We start from the raw sequence: 22,261 nt of genomic DNA, 5'->3' as shown, positions 1-22,261 counted from the left end.
ATATGCCGATGCCGGCAAGTCCCGGTATCTATGATGCCGCCCCCTCTGGTCGGGAGATCATGCAAGAGCTGGCCGCAATCCGGAAAAACCATGGTCCGTTGCTGGTGCTCATGTCGCCGGAATCGTCGCTGGAATGTCGCATGGCGTGGCCGCGCGAGCACTTCGCGCCCTCGGCGTTGATTCCTCGCTCCTGAAATCGACCGCCGATCCGATATCGGCGGTCGGACACGTTCACCGAGACGAGGCCTAGGGGCCGCCAGCTATCGGGAAAGTAGGTTTGAGCGGCTCCGTCAGCACGTCGCTGAAATGGAGCGGCGGGCGACCGAGGCCGAAGCGAAGTTGAAGCGCCTCTATGACGGGATCGAGAATGGCGTGAGTGATCTGTCGCTCAAGGATTGAATCGCCGAGCTAAAGGCGGTACGGGATAGGGCGAGCGGCGACGCCGGTCGCGCTCTCGCGCATATCGAGCGTATCGGCCCCGCGATCACGCCAAAAAGTCTGCGCACGTTCGCCGATGCGGCCCTACGCAAGCCGCGGAGTGACGATGGTACCTTTGCCCGCGCTCACCTGCGCGCCGTCGCGCAAAAGGACGCCGTGTCGAGCAAGCAAGAACTGGGCGATGCGACCCGTCGCCGCCACTGATTCCTGCAATGTTAGTTACGAAAAAAGTCTACGTTGCCTTTCGTAGCCGAGTCTTTTCTGACACTTCCTGACGTTCGCTAATGCCCTCCCTTCTGCTCCTTTGCTTCCGTTGACGTGGAATGCGGCGCGCCTCAGGTTAGCTCGTTCTATTATGGAGGAGACGTAATCTTGATACGGCGTGGTCAGGACTTCGAAAGCAGTGTCCAAGTTGAACGTAGTGCGGTCGCAGATATGCCGGCGCCTAGCCATCTGCGTCGCCTCCCGTTTGCGCAGCGGTTGACCTGCACCGTCGCGGAGGCCTGTGAAGCGACAGGTCTTGGGCGGACCAAGATCTATGAACTAATCGGGGATGGTCGAGTTACCACGACGACGGTCGGTCGCCGTCGTCTGGTCATTGTGCAATCTCTGTTGGCTCTGGTGGGTGTCGATACGATACCAGCCGACACTGGACAGGTTCGCAGCTCCTCATGACGGCCACGCGAGCAGGTGCGGAAGCTGATACTATGGCACGGCTACCGTATCGATCGCGAATTGGCTCCTACACTGTCGTCCGTTAAGAAGCCGATTGCAGCGGTGAACGGTCGCTGATGGCTGCGATGAGGGTGGCCAGGAAGAGGCGCCAAAGACCCCTCAGCCAGGCGAGGATGCGGCGGAAGTTGTGGCCGACGGCTGAGAGGATGACGTTGGCGGCGTCTCCGGCGCGGCCTTTGAGGTAGCAGCGGCCGAGGTGACCATCGGTCTTCAGGTGTCCGATGATGGGTTCGATGGCGGAGCGGCGGCGCAGCTCGCGCCTGATGATACCGAAGACCCCGCGCTTCTGGCCGGAGATGAAGACACGGCGCGGGTTCTGTGCGTCGTGGCCGCGATATCCCTTGTCGGCATAGGCCCGCTCGATCGCGCAGCCGGTGAGTGTCTCGGTGCGGTCGATGACGTCGCGCAAGGTATGACCGTCGTAGGGGTTATCGGGCAGCGCCCTGGCGTGCAGCACGAACAGGCCACCGGGAGCACGGCGGTTGTTGGTGACGATGGAGGCTTTGACACCGAACTCGTAAGGCGCGGCTGCTTTGCCCTTGCCGATGCACTCCACCTCCGGGGCGTGGAAGGAATAGAGCTTCCAGCCGCGCTGGCGCTGCTGCTGCGAGCGGATCTGCGAGGCCCGGCCGAGCGGGAGGGCGAACGCGTTCTCGAGCACGGCCTGACCTTCGATCTTGCGGCGGATATCGCGGATGATCCGGCCCAGCCGGCTGCGCAGGATACGCAACTGCCGCTGATGCCGCTTGAATTGCTTGGCATGGGCGTAGCGTCCCGCCATCATGGCCGCGGTCTTGGCAATGCGAAGATAGGACTGCCGCAGCCTGACCCCGTGCTTCCTCGCCAGGCGGTTGAGCCCCCTGATCGCCGCGTGCAGCAGCTTGGCATCGGTCGGGAAGGCGATGGCCTTCGGCTGCACGGTGGTATCGACCGTGACCCGCTTGAGGTCCTGGCTGCGTAACGCGCCGGCCTCGTGCGCCACCCGCAGGCTCTCGGCCAGCAACAGCTCCAGCTTGTCGCCGAGCCGCTTGCGCCAGTGGCTCAGGTCCGAGCGCTCGTGCGGAAACGCGTGCTGAAAGAACTCTTCGCCGGTGAAGTACTGGAAATACGGGTCGTGGACCCAGCGCTCGCACACCCCCTCATCGGACAGGCCGTAAATCTGCTTGAGCAGCAGCAGCCCGATCACGAAGCGGGTCGCGATCCCCGGCCGACCGTTCTCGCTGTAGAGCGGCGCGATCTCGCCGTCGATCCAGTCCCAATCGACCTTGCCGGCGAGCTGAACCAGCTCGTGCTTCATGTTGATGATCTGGTCCAGCCTGGCCCGGAACAGATCGCCAGATCCCGTCGTCCTTTGCTTCTTCGGTCGCATCGTCACCTCCGACGCGACCACGGAATCATGACTGGCGATTCGACTGAATCCTGAAAATGAAATTGCAAGGTTCCGAGGCTCGAAACATCAAAACCTTGCAATCCAAAAACAGTCCACACCAGCAAATGCGATTCTGCCTCAATCGCTTAGCCGATCTTCACGGACGACTACACTGGCTCAGTCCGAAAAGCCGCGAGTCTTGAAGCCTGATACTATCAGGCGTGTGGTGGAAGCCACTAAGAGTGAGCGTTCGCCGGCGAGCGCGTCTCATTGATCATCCACGCCCAACCGAATTTTCGGCGTGCCGCGGTACTAGGGGGACAACTGCCGCCCGCGCGAGATCTTCCAACGCCGTTGAGATATATTTCGCGTAATGTCGCTCGATCATTTTCACGGAAGTGTTGTGCAGCTTAGCAACGTGTTGAATAGGGAGCCGGTTTCGTAAGCCGCGAACGATGCTGGAATGTCGCAACGCATAGGGAATGGCCCCTGGTAGCGCTGCGCGATCGCGGATGGCGTGCCACGGACGAGTAAGTTCTGCCGTCTTCCAAGGACCGCGTTCTGACTTTCTCCAAACGATGCTGCCGGCCTCCTGCTCGTAGCTCCATCGCTCGAACAACGGCGCCTCTTTTGGGCGATCTAAAATGACTGGCGACAGGAGTTCGATGACATCTTCGCCCACCGGAACTGGAACGGAGCCACCGTTGCCACCACGTCCCTTGTAGGAACCTGGTACCATCAAGCGCTGCTCTTCCCGTTGTGCATCACTGACGCGCATCCGCCTCGCCTGCGCAAATCGCGCACCCGTGGCTGCAAGGCACACGACAATGCGATGTAGGTCGCCTTCAAATCCCTGCTCATCGTCGATCTCGCGCGCGGCTCGAAGTAGGGTGCCGATTTGCGCATCCGTAAGGACCTGGTTATCTCGGGCGACTGATGCCTCATCATCATCATCGATGCGCTCAGCTTTAAACCCGTCTTTCACAATCGAAGGGAATGTCGGGTTCAGCTTCTTTTGTTCCGCCGACAGGCGAGGCCATGCTGCATTCAGCCCGGCCTTCAGGTCGTTTATGAGCCGCTGTTTTGTCGTCGCCTTTAATTCTACAGGAAGGCCCTCGCGCCACGTCAAAAGATCATCTTCCTGTAGCGCGTGTAGATGGACTGCGGCGAGAGAGGCGGCCTCAACGGCTTCCTGGCTACCACGCTGCTCTTGACCAAGAACGTAACGCCGTAAGCGGTGACCAGCATCGGATCGAACCTCGCGACCGGCCCGTCGGCTATCACGGGCATTACGTTCCCTGATGTATGTCTCTACAGCCGTCCGCACGGTGGGTGCCGGTCCGGCGGCTTGGGCCGCCGCTTCTGTTCTGGACCGGGTGACGTGTTCCCGCGCTTGTGTCACCGCCTGCTCGAAAGTCAGCGTGCCTTCGGCAAGTTTGTCGTTGACGTCGTTGGCGATGCCGACCGGCGCCTGCTTGTAGTTGGCTCCTTCATGGTGATTGCGCCAGCGCACGAACCAAACGCCGCTCCGCTTGCCCTTGCGATAGCCAAGATGCGCCCCGGCATCGAGGCGGCGCCAATGTACGCCAAGTTCCAGTTTCGAGCGCGCCTTGGCAGTCGTGATCTGAGCCTCAGTGAGCGTCTTTGTCATGGCATACGAACCCGGAGTCGTCGAATATCCGTCGAATAAGCATCGGCGTACAAAGCCGAACAACGAAGAACGATGTCTATCTAAACTATTGAAAAGGCTATATTATGACGAACGACTGCGAACTCCGGCGGAAACTGTTTCCAGCCCTCTCAAGGCTGAAACAGGGGTTCGATTCCCCTAGGGAGCGCCAAATACGCGATATTCCACGACATTTTGCGATGTGAGTCCCGATCGGGAGTGTCAACCCGTCGATCGACTGATCTTGCAAGCGGTGGTGGGCAGCAGTCTTACTCCGGCTCGGTGACTGTTTGCCAGTTCTTCGGGGTTTCTTAGACGCCTGTCGACTGCAACGCGACTTGTCCATCTACCGGCGTCCATTCGTCGCCACACACGATTTGCTCATTCCCGCTCCATCATGTCGGCGATCGCCTTGATGCGGCTTCTGGCGTATTTCGGCAGGCCGGCGCTGAGCGAATCGCCGCTGTTGAAGGAGCTCTTGCCCATCAGCAGTTGCGCGGGCACGAGGTTCCGCAGAATGGGTGTATTGCTGTATTCCCTTTGCTTGTTCAGCACGTCGTTCCTGACCGCAATCAGGATATAGACCGTTGCGATGGCGGCTTCCCGCTCGGTCGGATGCTGTTGCAGAACCGCGAGCAGCTTGCCGAACTGGATGACCTGGTTGACCCAAAAGATGTTCTGCTCGAGCGCACTGGTGACTGTGGAATCGAGCCCTGTCAGGCTCGGCAGCTCGGCAAGGAGCGGCTGCGTGACCAACATGATCTCACTCTGGAACTCGATGAAATCCGGAATGGGCTTTTTGCTCTCCTCGCGCAGCTTGTTGGCGAGCTGAATGCCCGACGGAATTTTCCCTTCGAACATGTAGCGGGACTGCACGCAGATCGCCTTCGCGTCCTCGCACCAGCGGCGATTCGGCGGACGGTTGTGCGCGGCGCCCGCGTCCTTGTTGGGAACAGCATCGCCCGCCGTGATCGGCCGGTGCTTGACTGCCGGATCGATCTGCTCGAGGAACGCGACACTCGCATACCGCGACAGATCCATTGCCGCTGCCGATCTTGGAAGTCGAAACCGCGCCTCCGCCTGGTAGACCGAGAGCTTTAGCTTCGCTTGTTGGTTGAGCGTGGGCTCAACGAAGGTCGGGAAGAGCGAGAGGAAGCGCCGCTGAACCGGACGTGAGCGGGCCCAATCGTCGAAAGGAATGAGCCCGGTCGAGGAATCGGCGAGCTTGTCGTTGCGTTGGTCGGCGAAGATGACCGTGAGCGGTTTGATCTGCGTGATCGGAACGCTGGCGGCTCCGGGCACGTCCTCCAACTGGAATTCCTGCGCTTCCGCGCCCGTGCAGGCGGCCACGCAGGCGGCGATGAGGGCAGCGGCACGGTAGAGTCTCATGGCGTCAATGCTCAATTCAGCCGCCGCCAGAAATAATCGGGATCGACTCGAAGCGGCGGTCGCGGGAGGCGGTCCTCGTCATCGGGATATCCGCGCGAGGAGGGATATTCGCGCGGACCAAGACGCCAGGTCGGGAATGGAAATGGCGGCCGGTTATCGCCGTAAAGGCGGTTATCGTGGGACCACTGCTGGAATGGCCCGTCGTTTTCGTCCTGACCGCCACGATAGGCGTAGCGTTCTGCACGCGAGACAATCCGAAATCGCGAATCATTGATTCTGCCCGATGGATCCCTCTTCAAGTACTCGGTGAAAGCGCGCCCGGAGCCGGCCGATGCCGGATCGCCCGTATAAGGATCGATCGACAGAGCAACGAGCTGATGCATGGCTTCGCGCGAAGGGCCGTTCAACACCGTCCTCGGAGCGTGCAGCTCCCAGGCTGCCTGCACGATCGGCTCGAACATCGGCAGCGCTACTTTCGCTCCGGTCTGGCCGGGCCCAAGCGTGCGGCGCCCGCCGTCGCCGTTGTCGTAGCCGACCCAGATGGCGATGGTGACGTCATTTGTGAAACCGACGAACCAGGCATCTGCCGAATTATCAGTGGTACCAGTCTTGCCGCCGACATAGGGCGAGAGATGTTTTACCACGCGCGCGGTTCCGCGCGCGAGCACGCCCTGCAGCATTGACTTCAGCTGGTAAAACGATGCGCGGTCGGCGGGGCCGATCCAGGAGACCGCATGCGGATCGTGCTGGTAGACTGGGCGACCGTCCTGTTCGATCGTTTCGATCGCATGGGGCTGGGGTCGTGCGCCTTCGTTGGCGATCGCTGCATAGAACGCCGCAAGATCGATGAGCCGCACTGCTTGGGCACCGAGCACGAACGGATAGTGGCGCGTGCATTCTTTGTAGAGTTGCGCTTCCATCGCGACATCACAGACCCGGTCGAGGCCTCGCTCGGCGCTGTCGTCGAGACCGGTCGCGAGCAGTTGCACGGTGGCAAGATTCCGAGAGTTTTCCAGCGCATGCCGCAGTGTAATGGGGCCCATAGCGCCGCCGTCGTAGTTCTTCGGCGACCAGAAATCGCGCTGGCGCGCGTGAACCGTCGCCCCGATCGGCGCCAGCGTAATGGGTTCGTCCATCACCAGCGTGTTGGGCTGCAATCCCTTGCGAAGGGCGGCGAGGTAGGTCAGCGGCTTCAAGGTGGAGCCGGGCTGCCGCAGGCTCTGGACGACGCGGTTGAGCTGGCTTGCCGGATACGAAAAGCCGCCCGCCATCGCGAGAATGCGGCCGCTTTCGTTCCCGAGTACGAGCGCCGCTCCCTGCACGGTCGGTCGAATGCGCAGATCGGCAAGCGCCGCTTGCTTACCCTTGGCTTCGCGCACCTGTACGTAGACCACGTCGTACGGCTTGAGACCGCGCCGGATCGCGTTGCTCCAGGTGTTCAGCGGCAGGATGCTTCCGTCAGTCAGACCGACGTTGATCGCATGGCCGCGCTTGCCACGCGTATTCTCCAGGATGACCGCCGCTTCCCAGTGAACGTCATAGAGAGGTAGCCGCGTCGTCTTCAACGCCACGCGCCAAGCCGGTTCGGTGGCCCTCGGGTCTGCCGCAATCAGACGGACAGCATCGGAAATATTCGCTTCGGGTCCCTCAAATTTGTAACGACCGGTGTTCAGCTCGTACCGCGCGAGGCCCTCCTGCAATGTCGCTTCGACTACGCGCTGCAAGGCCGAGTTGACGGTCGAGCGCACCGTGTAGGAGGAATTGGTGAGAGTATCGAGGCCCGCGACCATCTTTGCCTCGCGGCCGATGTGATCGACGAAGTGAAAGCCGAAGTCCCGTCGCGTCGGCCGGTACTCCACGAACTGCGGCAATACTACTTGCGCCGCGGCGGCGTCGATCATGGCGTCGTCCTGCATGCGGCTCAGCACATAGGCAAGGCGCTCGCGCGCGCGCTCAGGGTGGTGGTCGGGATTGAAGTAATTCGGTCCCTTGGCGAGCCCGGCGAGCAGGGCGCCCTCGACTGCGGAGAGCGCCTTGGCTGGTTTGCCGAAATAGCTGCGCGCCGCCATCTCGATGCCCCAGGCTCCGCGACCGAGATAAATCGAGTTGAGATAGAGCTCGAGGATCTCTGCCTTGGTCAGGGCGCGCTCGATGCGCGAAGCAACGATCATTTCGCGCAGTTTTCTTTCGTAGGTGATGTCGTTGCCCACCAGCAGGTTCTTCGCGACCTGCTGCGTAATGGTCGAGCCGCCCTGCGGCCGGCCCGGCTGCGTGAAGTTGCCGATGAAGGCGCGGACCAGTCCGCGCTCGTCAATGCCGGTGTGTTGGAAGAAGCGCTTGTCCTCGGCGGCGATGAAAGCGTTGCGCACCGCTTCTGGGATATCCGCAAGCTTGACCCAGATGCGGCGATTGTTCGGCGCGTAAATCTCGGCAAGGGGCTGGCTCTTGTTGTCGAGGATGACGCTGGTGACAGGAAGCCTGAGGTCTTTAAGCTGCACGGCGTCGGGCAGATCCTTGACCGCGCTGTTGTAGAAAGCGATGACCTGACCGAGATCGACCGGAGAGCCTTCAACTTTTTCGACCTTGCAGAACTGCCTGTAGGCTACGTGGAGGTCGGCCAGATTCAGTCCTTTGAGTGCCCTGATCTCGCTGCTCAACGCTTCCTTGTCATCCATGGCAGTGGCAATCAGATCGTCCAGGTTGATGTCCTCGATGTCGAAAGCCTTTCGCATGTGGACGCAGCCGGCACTCAAAAGCTGCGCCACCTCGACGCGGTCGCGCACCGCATCGAACTCCGTCTTGACCCCATCCGGCCGGGTAGTGACCTGGCTGAAGGCAAGCGCCGTGGCGAAGATCTTGATGAGAATCGAGTCCATGACCTGCCGACGGTCGAAAAGCCGCCCCCGTAAGGTCCCGAACAATATTGAATAAGCCTGTATTGAGGAAAAAGTTCCCGAGGCGCCGCCGCCCGCTTCTCCGGGCCCTCAGCACTGCTCCGACCGGCCGCGCCGCGGAACCAACGCTGCGGCCAGCGCGTTTTAAAAAGTCCGTATTGGCAGCGCACCCATGAATGCCCCTCTTCCAGTCGTGCTTGCCGTGGCGCTCATCAGCGCCGCCATCGCCGCGATGCCTGCGGATGCTGCTTCTAGAAAAAGGAGCACCCGGGCTCTTGCCGCGGTCTCCCCTGCTGCCAGCGCCGCTCCCACGGACAGATTTTTTGCCTGCGACGTCCGGGTGCGAGACTATCTTCGCGAAGGCGGAGCGGTGGCACGGGTGACCAAGATCGAAGTGGACGATGCCCGACTGCAGTTGAACATTCATCATGAGTACGGGGAGGCGGGAAAGTCAGCTCGAAAATACCTCCGCGGTGACACTGAAGAAGAAATGCGCAAAAATCTGCGTGGAATATTAGATGAGTTCGCTGCGGCTGCGAAGGCGGCAACGGCTGGTCGCGCTTGGTATGTGATCGCTGCTCGCAAGGTCATGCCGGACACCCGCGACGGTTCGGGCGAGACCACGAGTCCGTGGACAGCCGTCGTCCTCGCGGATTTCGAAGGAAAATGCAGACCCATCACGTTCTTTCAGTCTGTCGACCGGAACAAGCTCGATGCTGAACTGAGCAAGAAATTGGATGAGTGAAGTTTTCCGCTTGAAGTGATTTGCAGTCGTAACGACGGGGCCTGGACGCCATGAGGCGCGGCGAGGTGCTCAACTGCCGTCGCCGTTGAGTTTGCGGCATTGGCGGCGAGGCGCGGCTTTCATCGCCTATAGGGTACGTTTGGGCAGCCGTTCTGAAGCGCTTTGAAAAGCAATAAGGCAGTTGCTGCCCAAACTTTTCTTTAACCCACTGAAATCACTCATTTCTGCCCCATCCCTAGGGAGCGCCATTTGAGCCCTCGTCTGCAAACCCGGAACTGACCCGCTTCGGCACGCAAAAGCGGCCATTGCGAGCGCATGCCTGCGGCTCCCGCTTCGGATTGCGGGGCGTTGGCCGCGATCGAACTCATCAGCGATTGCGCAAGTCTTTCGGAAGCAGGACTTTCGGAACGGGATCGCGCGAGTACCGCCCGGTCGATCCGGATCGGGCCCGATGCGTGAAAGCTGGCACGCGCGAGAGCGTGCCTTGGTCGTTCGCCCCTCGCGAATTGAGCGGCGCAGCATCAGACGCGATACCTAGACTCCGCTGCAAATCCGCTGCTATACTTTCAGTTGCTCGACCGGCGTAAGGCACGCGCCGACATTTCGTTCGATTGTGATATCGCGAAAAGGAGCTCGACGATGGCGATTACGCTGACGGTCTTGGCGAGCCTGCTGCAACTGCACGGGCCGGGTGCGACAATCGAAAGCGATCATCAGGGTATCGACGCATTGCTGAGTGGTGTGCGCGAGCAGAGCCTTCAGGAACAGAGCGCTCAGGAACAGAGCCCGCAAGAACAGAGCCCTCAGGACGTATTGCAGCTGGGGGTGGTTTCCGAACAGCCCCAGGCAACTCAGGTCTATTTCAGGCGCGGGGCCTTTGCCAGGGGGCCCTATGCGGGCGGCTTTCGTAGGGGTGGTGGATACTATCCGGGCGCCGGCGCATTTCGCAGGGCCGGCGGATATTATCCCGGAGCAGGCGCGTTCCGACGAGGTGGCTTCGTCAGGGGCTACTAGAGCATGATCCGGAAAAGTGGAAACCGGTTTTCCGAAAAGATCATGCTCAACAAACAGATGAGATCATGATGCGATTCCGTGGAAACGCATCATGATCTAGCCCGATCGCAGCTTGCTGGTATCCGCATGTCGGTTGACGCTTCAAATTCCGTCGCGTTCCAGGAGCAGCCGATCACGCAGTTGCTGGTCAAGGTAGCGGCGAGGTGCAACATCGATTGCTCCTATTGCTACTGGTTTCGCGATGCGGCCGTCTATGACAAGCCCAAGCTGATGAGTGCGGAGGTGCTGCAGCAGCTGTTGCTGCGCCTCGAGCAGCACGTCGCCAGATACTCCCTCGTCGACTTTCCCGTGATCCTGCACGGCGGTGAGCCGTTGCTTTGGGGCGTCGATAATTTTCACCGTTTTGCCGAGGCCTGCCAGGGCGTTTCATCCCGGACCGGCTGTGAGATCCCCATCGCGGTGACCACCAATGGCGTCCTGATCGATGATGAATGGCTCGACTGCTTCGAGGCCCGCAATATTTCGGTGGCGATCAGCATCGATGGGCCGGCACATATTCACGACGCTCATCGCAAGACGTTTCAAGGTACCGGCACCCATGCCGCGGTGGAACGTGCCGCCCGCATGCTGGTCTCGCGCGACATCGGCGTGATCGCCCTCGCGGTTTGCAACCCGGCCTACGCGCCGCAGGAGTATGCGGATTTTTTCGCCGCGTGTGGCATCTCCAACTACGACATCATGATTCCTGACGCGACGGTGGACGAGAAGCCGTCGTCTATTGCCCCGTTCTATAACGGTCTTTTCGACCTGTGGCTGGAAGCCAATCGCACGACGCCGACATCGAATGTTCGCATCATTTCCGACATGGTCGCTGCCCTGATCGGCAACAACGCGCCGACTGAAGGTGTGGGCCACAAGCCGGTCGAGCTTTGCACGGTCATGACTGACGGCACGGTGGAGGCCCACGACGTGTTGCGAATTGCGGGTGACGGCTTCACCAACACGAGGTTCAACATCTTCGATCACGCGATCGACGACGTCAGGACCGAGCCGCGCTGGAAAGCCGCACGCGATGCGTCAGTCAATCTTTGCGAGAAATGTCGGCAGTGCAAGTTCATGAACGCCTGCGGCGGAGGCTATCTTCCGCACCGCTTCTCCAGGAAGAACGGTTTCGACAATCCGTCGGTTTATTGCGACGATCTCTATTCGATGTTCGAGAATATGCAATCCGTGCTGGAACGTCATCTCTACGTCCGCAAGCAGGACGGGGAACGAATTGGCGTGCGCAACGCAGCGGCGGGCGGTTAGGCAATTTGAATCGATCGGTAGCTCCGCTTTTCATCTGATGACCCGACACGCCGGGCATCTTTCCATTGCGAGCAAGGCCCGACCGCCTCAAGACCACCGTCGAAACACCAGGCTGGCGTTGACGCCGCCAAATCCGAAGCCGTTCGAGATCGCGTGTTCGATGGCCATCCGCCGCGCGACGTTCGCGAGGAGGTCAATGCCCTGTGCTGCGGAATCGGCGTTGTCCAGATTGAGCGTCGGCGGCGCGACCTGGTCGCGCAGCGCCAGGATGGTGAAGATCGCCTCAATGCCGCCGGCGGCGCCGAGCAGATGTCCTGTCGCCGACTTGGTCGCGCTGACGGCAACTTTTCCCTCGCGCCCGAACACGCGCTTGATGGCCTCGAGCTCGGAGAGATCGCCGACCGGGGTCGATGTCGAATGCGCGTTGAGATGCTGGACCTCGTCGGGCCGCAAGCCGGCCTGCCGGAGCGCCGCCTCCATCGCGCGCCGGGCGCCGTCGCCATCCTCGGGGCCCGCGGTGATGTGATAGGCGTCGGCCGTCGTGCCGTAGCCGATGAGCTCGGCGATCGGCTTCGCGCCGCGCCGAAGCGCGTGTTCGAGTTCCTCGATGACGAGGACGCCCGCGCCTTCGCCCATGACGAAGCCGTCCCGGTCGCGGTCGAACGGCCGCGACGCGCGCGCCGGCGTGTCGTTGAAGGACGTCGAAAGCGCCCGCGCGGCCGCAAAGCCGCCAATGCTCACGGGATCGATGCAGGCCTCCGCGCCGCCGCAGATCGCAATGTCGGCTTCGCCGGACCTGATCAGGCGCGCGCCATCGCCGATCGCTTGCACGCTCGCGGCGCAGGCGGTCACCGGCGCGCCGATCGGACCCTTGTAGCCGTATCGAATCGTGATGTGCCCGGCGGCGAGATTTGCCAGGAAGGAGGGAATGGTGAACGGCGACAGCCGGCGCAGGCCGCTCTTTTCCGCCGTGCGCACGGCGTCTGCGATCGCCGGAAATCCGCCGATCCCGGATGCGATCACGGTGGCGGTTCGCTCCTGCGCGAGTGCCTCGGTCGGCATCCAGCCGGCCTGCGCCACGGCCTCAGTCGCTGCGAGCAGCGCGAACAGGATGAACCGATCCATCTTCTTCTGGTCCTTGCGCGGGGCTGCGGAATCGGGATCGAAGCCGCCCTCGGCATCGTCGCTCTTGTCAGGAACCTGTCCTGCGACGCGCGCCGGTAGCGCGGCCGCCCACTCCGGCAATGCCGTGAGCCCGGAATGCCCCGCAAGCAGCCTCGACCACACCAGTTCGGTGCCACAGCCCAGCGGGGACACTGTCCCGAGGCCCGTCACAACAATTCGACGCATGGTTCTCCTGTCGCTCTTGCCGACATGGCCGGTCCTCCTTCTATATATGATGATCGTAATTTATTGGCAATTGGGCACAAAAATAAGCGATTTCATGGTTTTATATCATGCTGACAAAATCTGTCAGTGGTACGCGTTAGCTTCAGTCCATCACCTCAGGGAAAGGAATACGTGATGACTGAACGTAACGGCAAGGCGCTGGCTGTAGCCCACACCTACTTCGATGCAATGGCCAGCAGGGATGCGGACAAGATCGTCTCCATCTCCGCCGACGACATCGTTTGCAACTCGCCGCGCGGAGAACTCAACGGGAGCGCGGCGTTTCGCGGCTTTCATGAAGGGTTTTCGCGAATGATCAAGAAGCTGACGCTTCTCGCCGCTTTCGGCGACGATGCGGAGGCTGTGATCGTTTATGACGCGGATACGCATCCCGTGGCGAATGCCATCGTGGCCGAGCACCTCACGGTCGAGAACGGCAAGATCGCTTCCACGCGCGTGATTTATGATGCGACACCGTTCGCTGCTTACGCGGCGACGGTCCAGCCCCACTGACCTTGTCGACGGAGCGTATCGTGAGGCGCATTCAATACTACGCATATGGCGGCCCCGAGACCATGAAGCTCGAGGATGTCGCGCCCCAGTCCCCGGGTAGGGGCGAGGTCGCGGTGAAGGTCAACTTCGCCGCAATCAATCCCATCGATTGGAAGGTACGCAACGGCTATCTGAAGATGATAACGGGCAAGGTCTTTCCACGCGCCATGGGCAGTGACTTCTCCGGGATCGTGGTTTCGGTTGGTAGCGGGGTGACCCGCTTCAAACCGGGTGATGCCGTTTTTGGTCTCGCGCGGCTCAAGGAGAGTGGCGCGCTTGGCGAAGGGGTCGTCACCAGCGAGAGCTTTCTCGCGAAGAAGCCCGAATCCGTGTCCTTCGCGGACGCGGCTTGCCTCGGGACGCCGGGCGTCACGGCCTGGAATGGTCTGGTAGACAAGGCGGGCCTCAAGCGCGGCCAGTCGGTGTTCATCAATGGCTGTACCGGCGCGGTTGGCGAGGCCGCGGTGCAGATTGCAAGGATGCTTGGCGCTACTGTTGCAGGCAGTTGCAGCGCGGGAGCCATGCAAAGGGCTCGTGATCTCGGCCTCCAGAAGGTGTTTGATTATCGCAAGACTGAACTGTCGACGCTCCGTGATCGGTTCGACGTCGTCTATGACACCGCGGCCATCATGCCGACCGCGGTCGGTCTGCGCCTCGCGGGCAGGAACGGCGTCTTCGCGGACATCGACCCGACCCCGATGAAGTTTCTCCGATCGGCCTTTAACCGGCGACTGAAGCCTATCGTGTGTACGCCACGCGCGGACATTCTCGATGGGATTGCCGATGCAGCCGGAGAAGGGAAGTTAAGGCTGCCGATTGCCGAGACCGTGCCGCTCGGCGGTGCGATCACGCTGATTACGACCCTCGAAAAAGGCCGGAAGATTGGCGGGAAAGGGCTCGTCGCAGTCGGCTGACAGGCTACTGCCAATTCCTGGCATGAGCGTGCTAGACTGCTTCCATGTCCAAAAGTGAACGGCTCTTCGATCTCATGCAGGTGCTCCGGCGTCATTCGCGTCCGGTATCGGGTATGGACCTTGCGCACGAGGCCGGTGTTTCGTTGCGGACGATCTATCGCGACATTGCCGCCTTGCAGGCGCTGGGGGCGGAGATCGAAGGAGAGCCGGGCGTCGGATACGTCTTGCGTCCCGGCTTTCTCCTGCCTCCGCTGATGTTCTCCGAAGAAGAGATTCAGGCGGTTGCACTGGGCGTACAATGGGTGCAACGGCAAACGGACGAGGGGTTGGCATTCGCAGCACACAATGCGCTTTCCAAGATCGGCGCGGTACTTCCTGCCGAACTGCGCGACAGGGTGGACGACAGGAGCTTTCACGTCAGCCGCAGGGCGCCCGGGACTGCGTCCGTGGATCTTCAGATGCTCCGCCAGGCGATGCGCGAGCAGCATAAGCTCCGCATCGTCTATCGCGACCCGAAGGGAGCGGAGACTGCGCGCGTCATCTGGCCAATTATGCTCGGCTTTTTCGAGGCCCGGCGGATCATCGCGGGCTGGTGTGAGCTGCGAAAGGATTTCCGCACCTTCCGCGCAGACCGGATCGCGCGCATCAAGCCGTTGAAGGAGCGCTATCCCGGTCGCAGACGCGATCTCGTCAAGCAATGGCGGGCGCAAGCTGACGAGCAGAATGCGTCGGGCAATCGATCATAGGGGCGCCTTCAGGGACAATTGCAGCGGCCGTGTACTTAACCTCGTTGGCGATTTAGAGCGTTTTCGAGCGAAGTGGACACCGGTTCGCGTGAAGAAAACGCGTCAAAACAAGAATCTAGAGCTTCGGTTCTGATTCAATCAGAACCGAAAATGCTCTAGCGCACTGTCACCGTAAACGCTCCCTTCGTCGCGCGATCGAGTAACGCGGGAAAGAAGCTCGTCACGGCATTCGACCAGGGCCGCCTCGACGGTTGGACGAACAATCTCAAACCGGCTGGCTGGAATGGCGACCGAGAATGCCAAGAGCGCTGTGCTTCTTGCATTGGCCGCGAACGCGAACGGCCCTTTCGCGTCGCCAATACCGGCTTTTCGAGCCCATTCCTGCTCCCCTTGATCCGGATCGCGGTGTCTTCGACCTCGACTACGCGGATGAGCGACTGCAGATAGGCAGCAACGATCACGCCGGGACGACGATATGGTCCGGCGCAATGCCCGCCTGGTGACGCTCATACATCGCGGTGTAGGCGGCCTCGATATGTCGGGTGAAACGTTTGGTGTCGAACAGCGGTGCCGTTAGCCGATTGGCCGCCAGCCTGGCTTTGAGCGCCGCGAGCTTCTCGGGATGGGTCGCCAGATCGACCGCCATGCGCTCATAAGCGTCCGGCGATTCCGCAATGAGCTCGGGCAGGCCGATCGCATGGAGCAAGCTCGCCGCGACCCGACTGGCAAACGTGTCGCCGAGAATGGTCAGCACCGGCAGGCCGGCCCATAGCGCATCGCTGGCGGTCGTGTGGGCGTTGTAGGGAGTGCTGTCGAGGAACAGGCCGGCGAGGCGATGACGTGCGAGATGGTCAGGTAACGACATACGCGGCGCGAACACAAGGCGCTCCGCAGCCACGCCACGCGCGACCGCCTCGTTTCGCAAATTTGCGGCAGAGTCGGCGTTGGCTTCGAGGAGCCACAACATGCTGTCCTCGACACGGCCGAGAATCCGCGTCCACCGATCGAACATGTCAGGCGTGATCTTGTAGTTGTTGTTGAAGCAGCAGAACACGAAGCCCGTCGGTGCCAGCCCGACGTCGCCGCGCGCAAACACGCGATCGGCAATGACGCGTTTGTCGTCGTTGGCCTGATAGCTGTTGGGCAGGGCGACCACCTTTTCGCTGTAGAATTCGCGATGGTGATCCGGGATCACGGTACGATCGGCGATGATGTAGTCGATGAACGGGGCACCGAGTGTTCCCGGATAGCCCAGATAATTGACCTGGATGGGTGCAGGCCGGCGGCCAAGGACTCTGGTGCGGGATCCCGCGGTAAAGCCTTTCAAATCAACCAGGATGTCGATTTCCAATTGTCTGATCAGGTCGGCGACCGCATCGTCGTTGATGTCCCGGACCTCGACAAATCGATAGAACGACGCCTCCAGCCGTCGACGCATCTCCGAGGGGTCGTTGGGCGACCATGAGATTGCCACCGTCTCGAATTTCGACCGGTCGTGGCACTCGAACATCCCTGCCATCAAGAGCGATGTCGCGTGGTTGCAAAAATCCGACGAGAAATAGCCGATGCGAATTCGATCGTGATCGTAGCGCTCGCCCCGCCAGCGCTGGCTTGCAGATGGCGGATGATTCTTCGCGGTCCATCGCGTGGCGCATAGCAGTTGGTCGGCGGTCGATGAGGGAACGCTACAAAACAGAAATGGCGGCGTCGTCGCGTTCCGGGTCCTGATCAACTCGATAAGTCGGTCGCACCCGGCGTCAAAGCCGGCCCAGTCGCAAATGTGGGATTTGGCGTGCAGACGATAGCCTTCGATATCGGCCTGGCCCGGTTTGAGCGCGACGGCCTTGTCATAGGCGGCGAGTGCCTCGGGGTAGCGCGCCAGAATGGATAGAACCTTGCCGCGGTTGGCGTGGGCAGCCGCATCGTCGCCCTTGTGCTGGATCGCCTTGTCGATGCTGGCGAGCGCCGCGTCATGATGCCTGAGCCTGAACAGCGCCGAGCCGCGGTTGTTGTAGGCCTCGGCATAGTCGGGCTGGAGCGCGATCGCCTTGTCGTAACTTGCAACTGCCTCTTCGAGACGATCCAGTTCGATCAGCACGTTGCCCCGGTTGTAGCACGCGCCGGCGATACCCGGGGCCCGGTCGTAGCTCGCGAGCGCATCATCGAACCTCTTGAGGTCGTTGAGCACGTTGCCGCGATCGTTGTGTGCACCGGCATCGTTGGGCTTGAGCGCTATCGCCTTGTCCAGGCTCGCCAGGGCCTCTTCGGGCCGCTCCAGCTTTCTCAGCGCAGCGCCCCTGTTTCGATGGGCATCTGCATGGTTGGGCGCCAGCGCGATCACGCGATCGTAGCTTGCGAGCGCCTCCTCGTGGCGCCCCAGGTCCGCGAGCGTAAGTCCGCGATTGTAGAGCGCCGGCGCAAGGTCTTGCCTGAGCGCGATCGCCCTGTCGAAGCTCGCGAGCGCTTCGTCGAAGCGACGCAACGCGCGCAGCGTGTTGCCCAGGTTGCTGTGCGCGTCCGCGACGTTGCCGTTGAGCCTGATCGCTCGCCGGATCAGGTCGACGCCGCGCTCGCTACGGCCGGTCTGCGCGGAAATCAGGCCCAACAGATGCAGCGCATCGAAGTTGTTTGGCTGCTGTCGGAGCATGTCTTCATAGATCTTCTCTGCTGCCGCCAACTGACCCCGCTGATGCAGCACGACAGCCTGCGCGAAGGCGCGCTGCAAGTCGGTCGAACTGGATTTTTGAAATTCACCTGTTTCGGGCATCAGACGTCTTCACGCGCTCCGTGTCCGGGTCTTGGCCTCACGCCGGCAGACATGTCGCATCCTGTGCCCGCAATATGGATCGCCCGTCTATTAAAGGTTGAAATTGGCAGATCGCCCTCGATTGCGCAACGGCCTCCAGGAACAGCTCCGCGAATGGTCGAGCTGAAGCGGATGGTCCTCGGTCAGCCCTGCGGCTGCCTCGTCAGCCGCTGCCGAATCGTGGACGGTCACGCCGGAAGCGGGGGCGTCGTCTGGAGCACTAAAGCCGGCGTTCAAGAGACGCCCGCCATTCTAGCTTGAACACGCGTCGTTGCTGAGAAGCGGCGTCGGGTTCTCCGTCGAATTTTCTCCGCCGCGATACCATGGCTTGAAACGAAACCCGGTCCTCGCATACGACCATGGCGCGGTCAGGGATCGGGCGCTGCCCTCCGTCGTATATTCTGAAGCGACGTCAGGGTCTGGATTGTAGAGCGAGAAGATTCCGCGCCAGCTGCCGTCCGGCTGCTCCTGGGCGTAGGACAGCTCCACCTTGTTTCGCGAGACCGAAACCAGGCGATCCGAAACGTGATCGAACACGAATGGCCGCTCGAACCAGATCGTCGTCTCGTCCTGCTTGATTGCGACGTTTGCCTCCTGTCTTGCCGTGCCGCCGCCGACCAGCAGGGGAATCCCCAGCGGCACCGCGACATCAGCGGTGGCGGTTGCATTGAGACGGTGGGCGGAAAGCGTCGATGCAAAACCATCGGGCCGCGCGATGATGGTCTTCTTCGTGAACGGGCCGTGCGGGCTATCTGCCGTGGCAACCAGCGCAACGGCATTCTGCGTGTTGTTGTAGTAGCCGTGATAGAAGATGACATATTCGCCGTTCGCGCGCCGGCAGGCGTAGCTGATCGACAGCCCGGACGCCTCCTCCGGCAGTGAGGGGGTGATCACGGCGCCATGGCGCGTGAACGTCATGCCGTCGACGCTGGTGGCCAGCTTGATCTGCTTCGACGCGCGGTCGAGGTAATAGATCATGTATGGTTCGGATGCTCCGGGCTCATACACCACCTGCGCGGGGCCGATCCCGCCAGGCTCGGACGCGCCAGCCTGGAAGGCGATTCCTTGCGGAATCCAGGCGCCGCCATTCGTTGATGTCCAGAGCCGCACCTGAAACCAGCCCGTCGTATACGCCGACGCATAAAGACGCCGCGTATGTGCATCCGGCGCGATCGCGGATGGCCACGCCAAATGAAGAACGCCATCAGGCGGCGACAGCGCCGGCGTCAGGCTCGACACCAGGCCGTCGTCGCCGAACTCCCAGATGTGATAAATGCCGCTGCTCCCGAGGCCATTGAGAAACCAGCTTCTGGCAATTGCGCCGTCCGGAAAAATGCTGAGGATGACAAAAAGAAGTCCCCGCACAATCATGAAATTTATCCTGGGTCGTGCCGTCTATCGAGCAAACAATTCCGCTGTGATGACACACTCGGGCGGCCATTTCCGCCGGAAATTTGTTTCTGAAAATAGCGCGGGCCTCGGATTGAAATCCGCATACACATATGAGGGATGTCTCACTTGATCGCGCCGCAAGCTGCACAAAGCCGGGCGGGTAAGCAGCATCACTTCATTCGATCCAGCAGCTTTCGTGCGTCACGCAGCAACGCCCGAATCTGCCGTCGCTCGGCGATCGCTTCCCTCGTGAACAGGCCGTGCTTGCGCGCGTTCCGGTTTGCCTTTGGCGCGCCGGATTCCCTTGCGCCGCCGTGCATGCGGCAGCGCGTCTTGCCGCGCACCGCCGGCGCGCGGCATGAACCGCCGCAGCGGGTCTTGGCGCCGCAACGTGGAATCCCCAGCATCGGGCCGGTATTCTTGACGTGATCGCTCATGCCTGTGCGTCCCGCCTGGCATCGGCGGAATTCCGCCGTCGCGGCGCGCCCGCGGCCTTCGGTGCCCGCGCCGCGGATACCAGCTCTTGGTCCGAGACGTTCACGCTCGCTTGCTGCGTGACGTGTGCCGACGATGGCGTTGCCGCCGCCCTCCACCTTCACATTCTGCGCGGTGACAAGCCGAACAGGCCGGCAATTGGCAAGAGAGGGGTACTTCCTCAGTCGGATGCAAAGAGCCCACAGGATCGGCGCCGGCAGCTTACAGGGGCTAGCCCGGATGGACGGTCCCGTAGATTTACCATGACCCGGAATTCCAGCTGCCCGGCGCCGGAGCGGGCGCTAGGTTGATAGCGCGGGGGCGGCGCCTTGAGGTCAGGAGGCCGCAATGGAGCGTCTGTACTTGGGCATCACCGTCACCAGCACTTACGCGCTGGTCACCTTTGCGCTGATGCTGGCTTTCGTGCACTGACCCCCCGAATCCGGATCCTTGCCCGCGGGGCCGCGACGGGGTGGTTGTCGTCTTCGCGGAACGCGGCAATGTCGGCAACCAGCAACCTTTTACTGCGTCAGCGGGTTAATATTCATGCCCAGGCCTGTAGCGATAACCCTGATGAGTTTGGCCGTTGCAACGCTCACGGCGTTCGGCATCGCCGCAGCCCTCATGATCCATTAGCGGGAATGAGCCGCCGGGATTTCACGCCCGGCGGCCCATTGGTCGTTGAGGAGCGCGGGCGAACGACGATCAGTTCCGCTGCGGTCTATTTCTTCATGTGGTCCTTCGGCATCGTCTCATGCTTCATGGCGCTGCCGCTACCACTGCCTTCCTTCGACTTCGGATCGTTCATCGTCGCGCCCGGGTTTGCTGCACCGGGGCTGCTGGATGCACCTTGACCACCGGTCGCAGCGGGAGAGTTACCACCGCCGCCACCGGCACCACCGCCTCCACCCCCACCACCGCCTTGAGCGCTCGCTGCTGCGATTGACCCGAATATGAGAGCCGTTGCCAGTGCGATCTTCGCAATTTTCATTTGAACGTTTCCATTGCTGTCGAGCTGGTGCAACACGCCTCGAAGATCGACATTCCTAAATGCCGTTTTTGCGCGCGGCCATTTGCGAAACGCAATCACTTCATCCCCTCCAGCATCCTCCGCACGTCCCTCAACAACGTCCGTATCTGCCGGCGCTCGGCGATCGCAGCCCTGGTGAACCGGCCGTGCTTGCGCGCATTCCGGTTCGTCCGTGGCGCGCCGGATCCCTTGGCGCCGCCGTGCATGCGGCAGCGCGTCTTGCCGTGCACCGCCGGCGCGCGGCACGAGCTGCCGGCGCGGGTCCTAGCCCCACAACGCGGGCTGGCCAGCATCGGGCCGGGCGTTCTGATGTGGCCGCTCATGCCTGAGCGTTCTGGCTGGCATCGGCGGAATCGCGCCGTCGCCTGGTGCCCGCGGACCTCGGTGCCCGCGCGGCGGATGCCGGGCTGTTGTCGGACACGATCACGCTCGCGTGCTGCGTGACGTTGCCGACGATGGCGTTGCCGCCGTCCTCGACCTTCACGTTCTGCACGGTGATGGCGGGCTCGCCATGGCTGCGGTGGCGGTTCAGCGCCTCGATCTGGGCGGGAAAGGTGCGGGCGAGCCGGCCCAATGCGCGCGCGGCGCTGTCGTGCTGGGCGAGGTCCTTCGCATGCGCGAGGTGATGGGCGCATCGCATCGCCATCACATGAACCGACACCATTTGCGCCACCAGCATGGCCTCGACGGAATCCCGCGGACCGATGCTTCTCACCATCGAGATCATGAAGGCGAGGTTGACCTCGCAGGGTTTGCCGCCGCTCACGCTGGCCTTGACCAATTGCCGCAGGATGCCATCCATCGCGTCGCGATCGGCGACGCCCAGTGCGTTCGCCATCAGCTGTGCGCCGAGCTCGGGATCCGGATGGTCGATGCGGAAGCCGTGCGACGAGAATTTGATTCGCGGGGCTGCGGCAGCCTGGGTCGAGCCGGTTGCGGCGGCCATCGTCGGCACGGTGATTTCAGGTGCAGGTGTCATGTCGATAGTCCCTGGAACGCGCGCGGCAAGCGCAGGCGATCGCTCGCTGCGGGAGCCGGTGCGATGTCGATTGTTGGGAGGGGGGTTTCGGTCGCACGTGCAGCCGTCGCGCCCGCTGTTGCGGGCGAGGGGATGCTTGCACGATTTCGGAATATTGGAAATGTATCCCTGATTTGCCCGACGCGTCAAGTGGCCTCGTCGGGCGCCGCCAGCCCCGGGCTCCTTTGCATGGGGTTGTTTTCGATATTTTGGCGGCGTGGGCCTGCGGCGAGTAGGGCGATCGCATATGGCAGGGCAAAGCTTGGCGCTGCTATTTCCACATCGTCATGGCCGGGCTCGTCCCGGCCATCCACGTCTTTTCCACGCGGAAACCAAGACGTGGATGCCCGGCACAAGGCCGGGCATGACGAGTTTGTGG

Annotated in this window: 19 protein-coding genes and 1 tRNA gene; 10 read left to right on the top strand and 10 right to left on the bottom strand. The window is 61.8% G+C overall.

Annotation, left to right across the window (positions count from 1 at the left end; translation table 11 throughout):
- Positions 1-59: 59 nt before the first annotated feature.
- Both ACVWYP_RS37485 and ACVWYP_RS37480 read left to right on the top strand, forming a co-directional pair.
- Entirely contained in the window at positions 60-194 is a 135-nt protein-coding gene (locus ACVWYP_RS37485; protein WP_256438780.1) for a hypothetical protein, read from the top strand.
- Positions 195-873: 679 nt separating this feature from the next.
- Positions 874-1,113, top strand: a complete 240-nt coding sequence (locus ACVWYP_RS37480; protein WP_035632478.1) for an excisionase family DNA-binding protein — start codon at positions 874-876, stop codon at positions 1,111-1,113.
- A gap of 82 nt (positions 1,114-1,195) precedes the next feature.
- On the opposite strand, the gene ACVWYP_RS37475 is transcribed toward ACVWYP_RS37480, so the two are convergent.
- On the bottom strand, positions 1,196-2,542 hold the full coding sequence (locus ACVWYP_RS37475) for an IS5 family transposase (RefSeq protein ID WP_026191834.1): 1,347 nt from the start codon (positions 2,540-2,542) through the stop codon (positions 1,196-1,198).
- A gap of 274 nt (positions 2,543-2,816) precedes the next feature.
- Positions 2,817-4,193, bottom strand: a complete 1,377-nt coding sequence (locus tag ACVWYP_RS37470; protein ID WP_018273347.1) for a site-specific integrase — start codon at positions 4,191-4,193, stop codon at positions 2,817-2,819.
- Positions 4,194-4,311: 118 nt separating this feature from the next.
- Between ACVWYP_RS37470 and ACVWYP_RS37465 the strand changes: the two genes are divergently transcribed.
- Positions 4,312-4,383: transfer RNA gene (locus ACVWYP_RS37465), tRNA-Glu, on the top strand.
- A 209-nt stretch (positions 4,384-4,592) separates the two neighbouring features.
- Here ACVWYP_RS37465 and ACVWYP_RS37460 read toward each other — a convergent pair.
- Both ACVWYP_RS37460 and ACVWYP_RS37455 read right to left on the bottom strand, forming a co-directional pair.
- Complete coding sequence (locus ACVWYP_RS37460) at positions 4,593-5,615, bottom strand: hypothetical protein (protein WP_245288845.1); 1,023 nt, start codon at positions 5,613-5,615, stop codon at positions 4,593-4,595.
- Positions 5,612-8,476, bottom strand: a complete 2,865-nt coding sequence (locus ACVWYP_RS37455; RefSeq protein WP_304496855.1) for a penicillin-binding protein 1A — start codon at positions 8,474-8,476, stop codon at positions 5,612-5,614. The genes ACVWYP_RS37460 and ACVWYP_RS37455 overlap by 4 nt, the downstream gene beginning before the upstream one ends.
- 190 nt (positions 8,477-8,666) lie before the next feature.
- Here ACVWYP_RS37455 and ACVWYP_RS37450 point away from each other — a divergent pair, with 190 nt between their 5' ends.
- From ACVWYP_RS37450 to ACVWYP_RS37440, 3 genes are all read left to right on the top strand, one after another.
- Positions 8,667-9,239 (top strand): hypothetical protein, encoded by a 573-nt coding sequence (locus ACVWYP_RS37450; RefSeq protein ID WP_028343337.1) that lies wholly within the window; start codon positions 8,667-8,669, stop codon positions 9,237-9,239.
- 639 nt (positions 9,240-9,878) lie between these two features.
- Complete coding sequence (locus ACVWYP_RS37445) at positions 9,879-10,253, top strand: hypothetical protein (protein WP_304496854.1); 375 nt, start codon at positions 9,879-9,881, stop codon at positions 10,251-10,253.
- A gap of 78 nt (positions 10,254-10,331) precedes the next feature.
- Positions 10,332-11,561, top strand: coding sequence for a radical SAM protein (locus ACVWYP_RS37440; RefSeq protein WP_453945886.1), 1,230 nt, complete (start codon positions 10,332-10,334; stop codon positions 11,559-11,561).
- Between the two features lie 87 nt (positions 11,562-11,648).
- Here the strand turns inward: ACVWYP_RS37440 and fabF are convergent, their stop codons facing one another.
- Entirely contained in the window at positions 11,649-12,911 is a 1,263-nt protein-coding gene (fabF, locus tag ACVWYP_RS37435; RefSeq protein WP_304496852.1) for a beta-ketoacyl-ACP synthase II, read from the bottom strand.
- A 174-nt stretch (positions 12,912-13,085) separates the two neighbouring features.
- On the opposite strand from fabF, the gene ACVWYP_RS37430 reads away from it, so the two are divergent.
- Genes ACVWYP_RS37430 through ACVWYP_RS37420 form a run of 3 tightly spaced genes read left to right on the top strand, consistent with a single transcriptional unit; the run spans position 13,086 to position 15,162 of the window.
- A complete protein-coding gene (locus ACVWYP_RS37430) occupies positions 13,086-13,463 on the top strand; it encodes a nuclear transport factor 2 family protein (protein WP_304496851.1) in 378 nt (125 codons plus the stop codon).
- Between the two features lie 20 nt (positions 13,464-13,483).
- Entirely contained in the window at positions 13,484-14,416 is a 933-nt protein-coding gene (locus ACVWYP_RS37425; protein ID WP_304496850.1) for an NAD(P)-dependent alcohol dehydrogenase, read from the top strand.
- Positions 14,417-14,460: 44 nt separating this feature from the next.
- A complete protein-coding gene (locus ACVWYP_RS37420; protein WP_304496849.1) occupies positions 14,461-15,162 on the top strand; it encodes a helix-turn-helix transcriptional regulator in 702 nt (233 codons plus the stop codon).
- Between the two features lie 457 nt (positions 15,163-15,619).
- Here ACVWYP_RS37420 and ACVWYP_RS37415 read toward each other — a convergent pair whose 3' ends face one another.
- The 3 genes from ACVWYP_RS37415 to ACVWYP_RS37405 all read right to left on the bottom strand — a co-directional run bounded on the left by ACVWYP_RS37415 (position 15,620) and on the right by ACVWYP_RS37405 (position 19,797).
- A complete protein-coding gene (locus ACVWYP_RS37415) occupies positions 15,620-17,929 on the bottom strand; it encodes a tetratricopeptide repeat protein (protein WP_304496848.1) in 2,310 nt (769 codons plus the stop codon).
- Positions 17,930-18,220: 291 nt separating this feature from the next.
- The gene (locus tag ACVWYP_RS37410) at positions 18,221-19,339 is read right to left on the bottom strand and encodes a glycoside hydrolase family protein (protein ID WP_304496847.1); all 1,119 of its coding nucleotides are present in this window, start codon (positions 19,337-19,339) and stop codon (positions 18,221-18,223) included.
- A 191-nt stretch (positions 19,340-19,530) separates the two neighbouring features.
- On the bottom strand, positions 19,531-19,797 hold the full coding sequence (locus tag ACVWYP_RS37405) for an HGGxSTG domain-containing protein (RefSeq protein WP_028343328.1): 267 nt from the start codon (positions 19,795-19,797) through the stop codon (positions 19,531-19,533).
- A 537-nt stretch (positions 19,798-20,334) separates the two neighbouring features.
- Between ACVWYP_RS37405 and ACVWYP_RS37400 the strand changes: the two genes are divergently transcribed.
- Complete coding sequence (locus ACVWYP_RS37400) at positions 20,335-20,688, top strand: hypothetical protein (protein ID WP_304496846.1); 354 nt, start codon at positions 20,335-20,337, stop codon at positions 20,686-20,688.
- Positions 20,689-20,920: 232 nt separating this feature from the next.
- Here the strand turns inward: ACVWYP_RS37400 and ACVWYP_RS37395 are convergent, their stop codons facing one another.
- Positions 20,921-21,157: an HGGxSTG domain-containing protein gene (locus ACVWYP_RS37395; protein ID WP_304500374.1), complete on the bottom strand. Its 237-nt coding sequence runs from the start codon at positions 21,155-21,157 to the stop codon at positions 20,921-20,923.
- Between the two features lie 26 nt (positions 21,158-21,183).
- Entirely contained in the window at positions 21,184-21,843 is a 660-nt protein-coding gene (locus ACVWYP_RS37390) for a hypothetical protein (protein WP_304496845.1), read from the bottom strand.
- Positions 21,844-22,261: the final 418 nt, after the last annotated feature.

The sequence above is a fragment of the Bradyrhizobium sp. USDA 3262 genome (assembly GCF_054060035.1).
The sequence above is the reverse complement of the archived record's forward strand: the minus strand, read 5'-3'. Positions and strand labels throughout refer to the sequence as shown.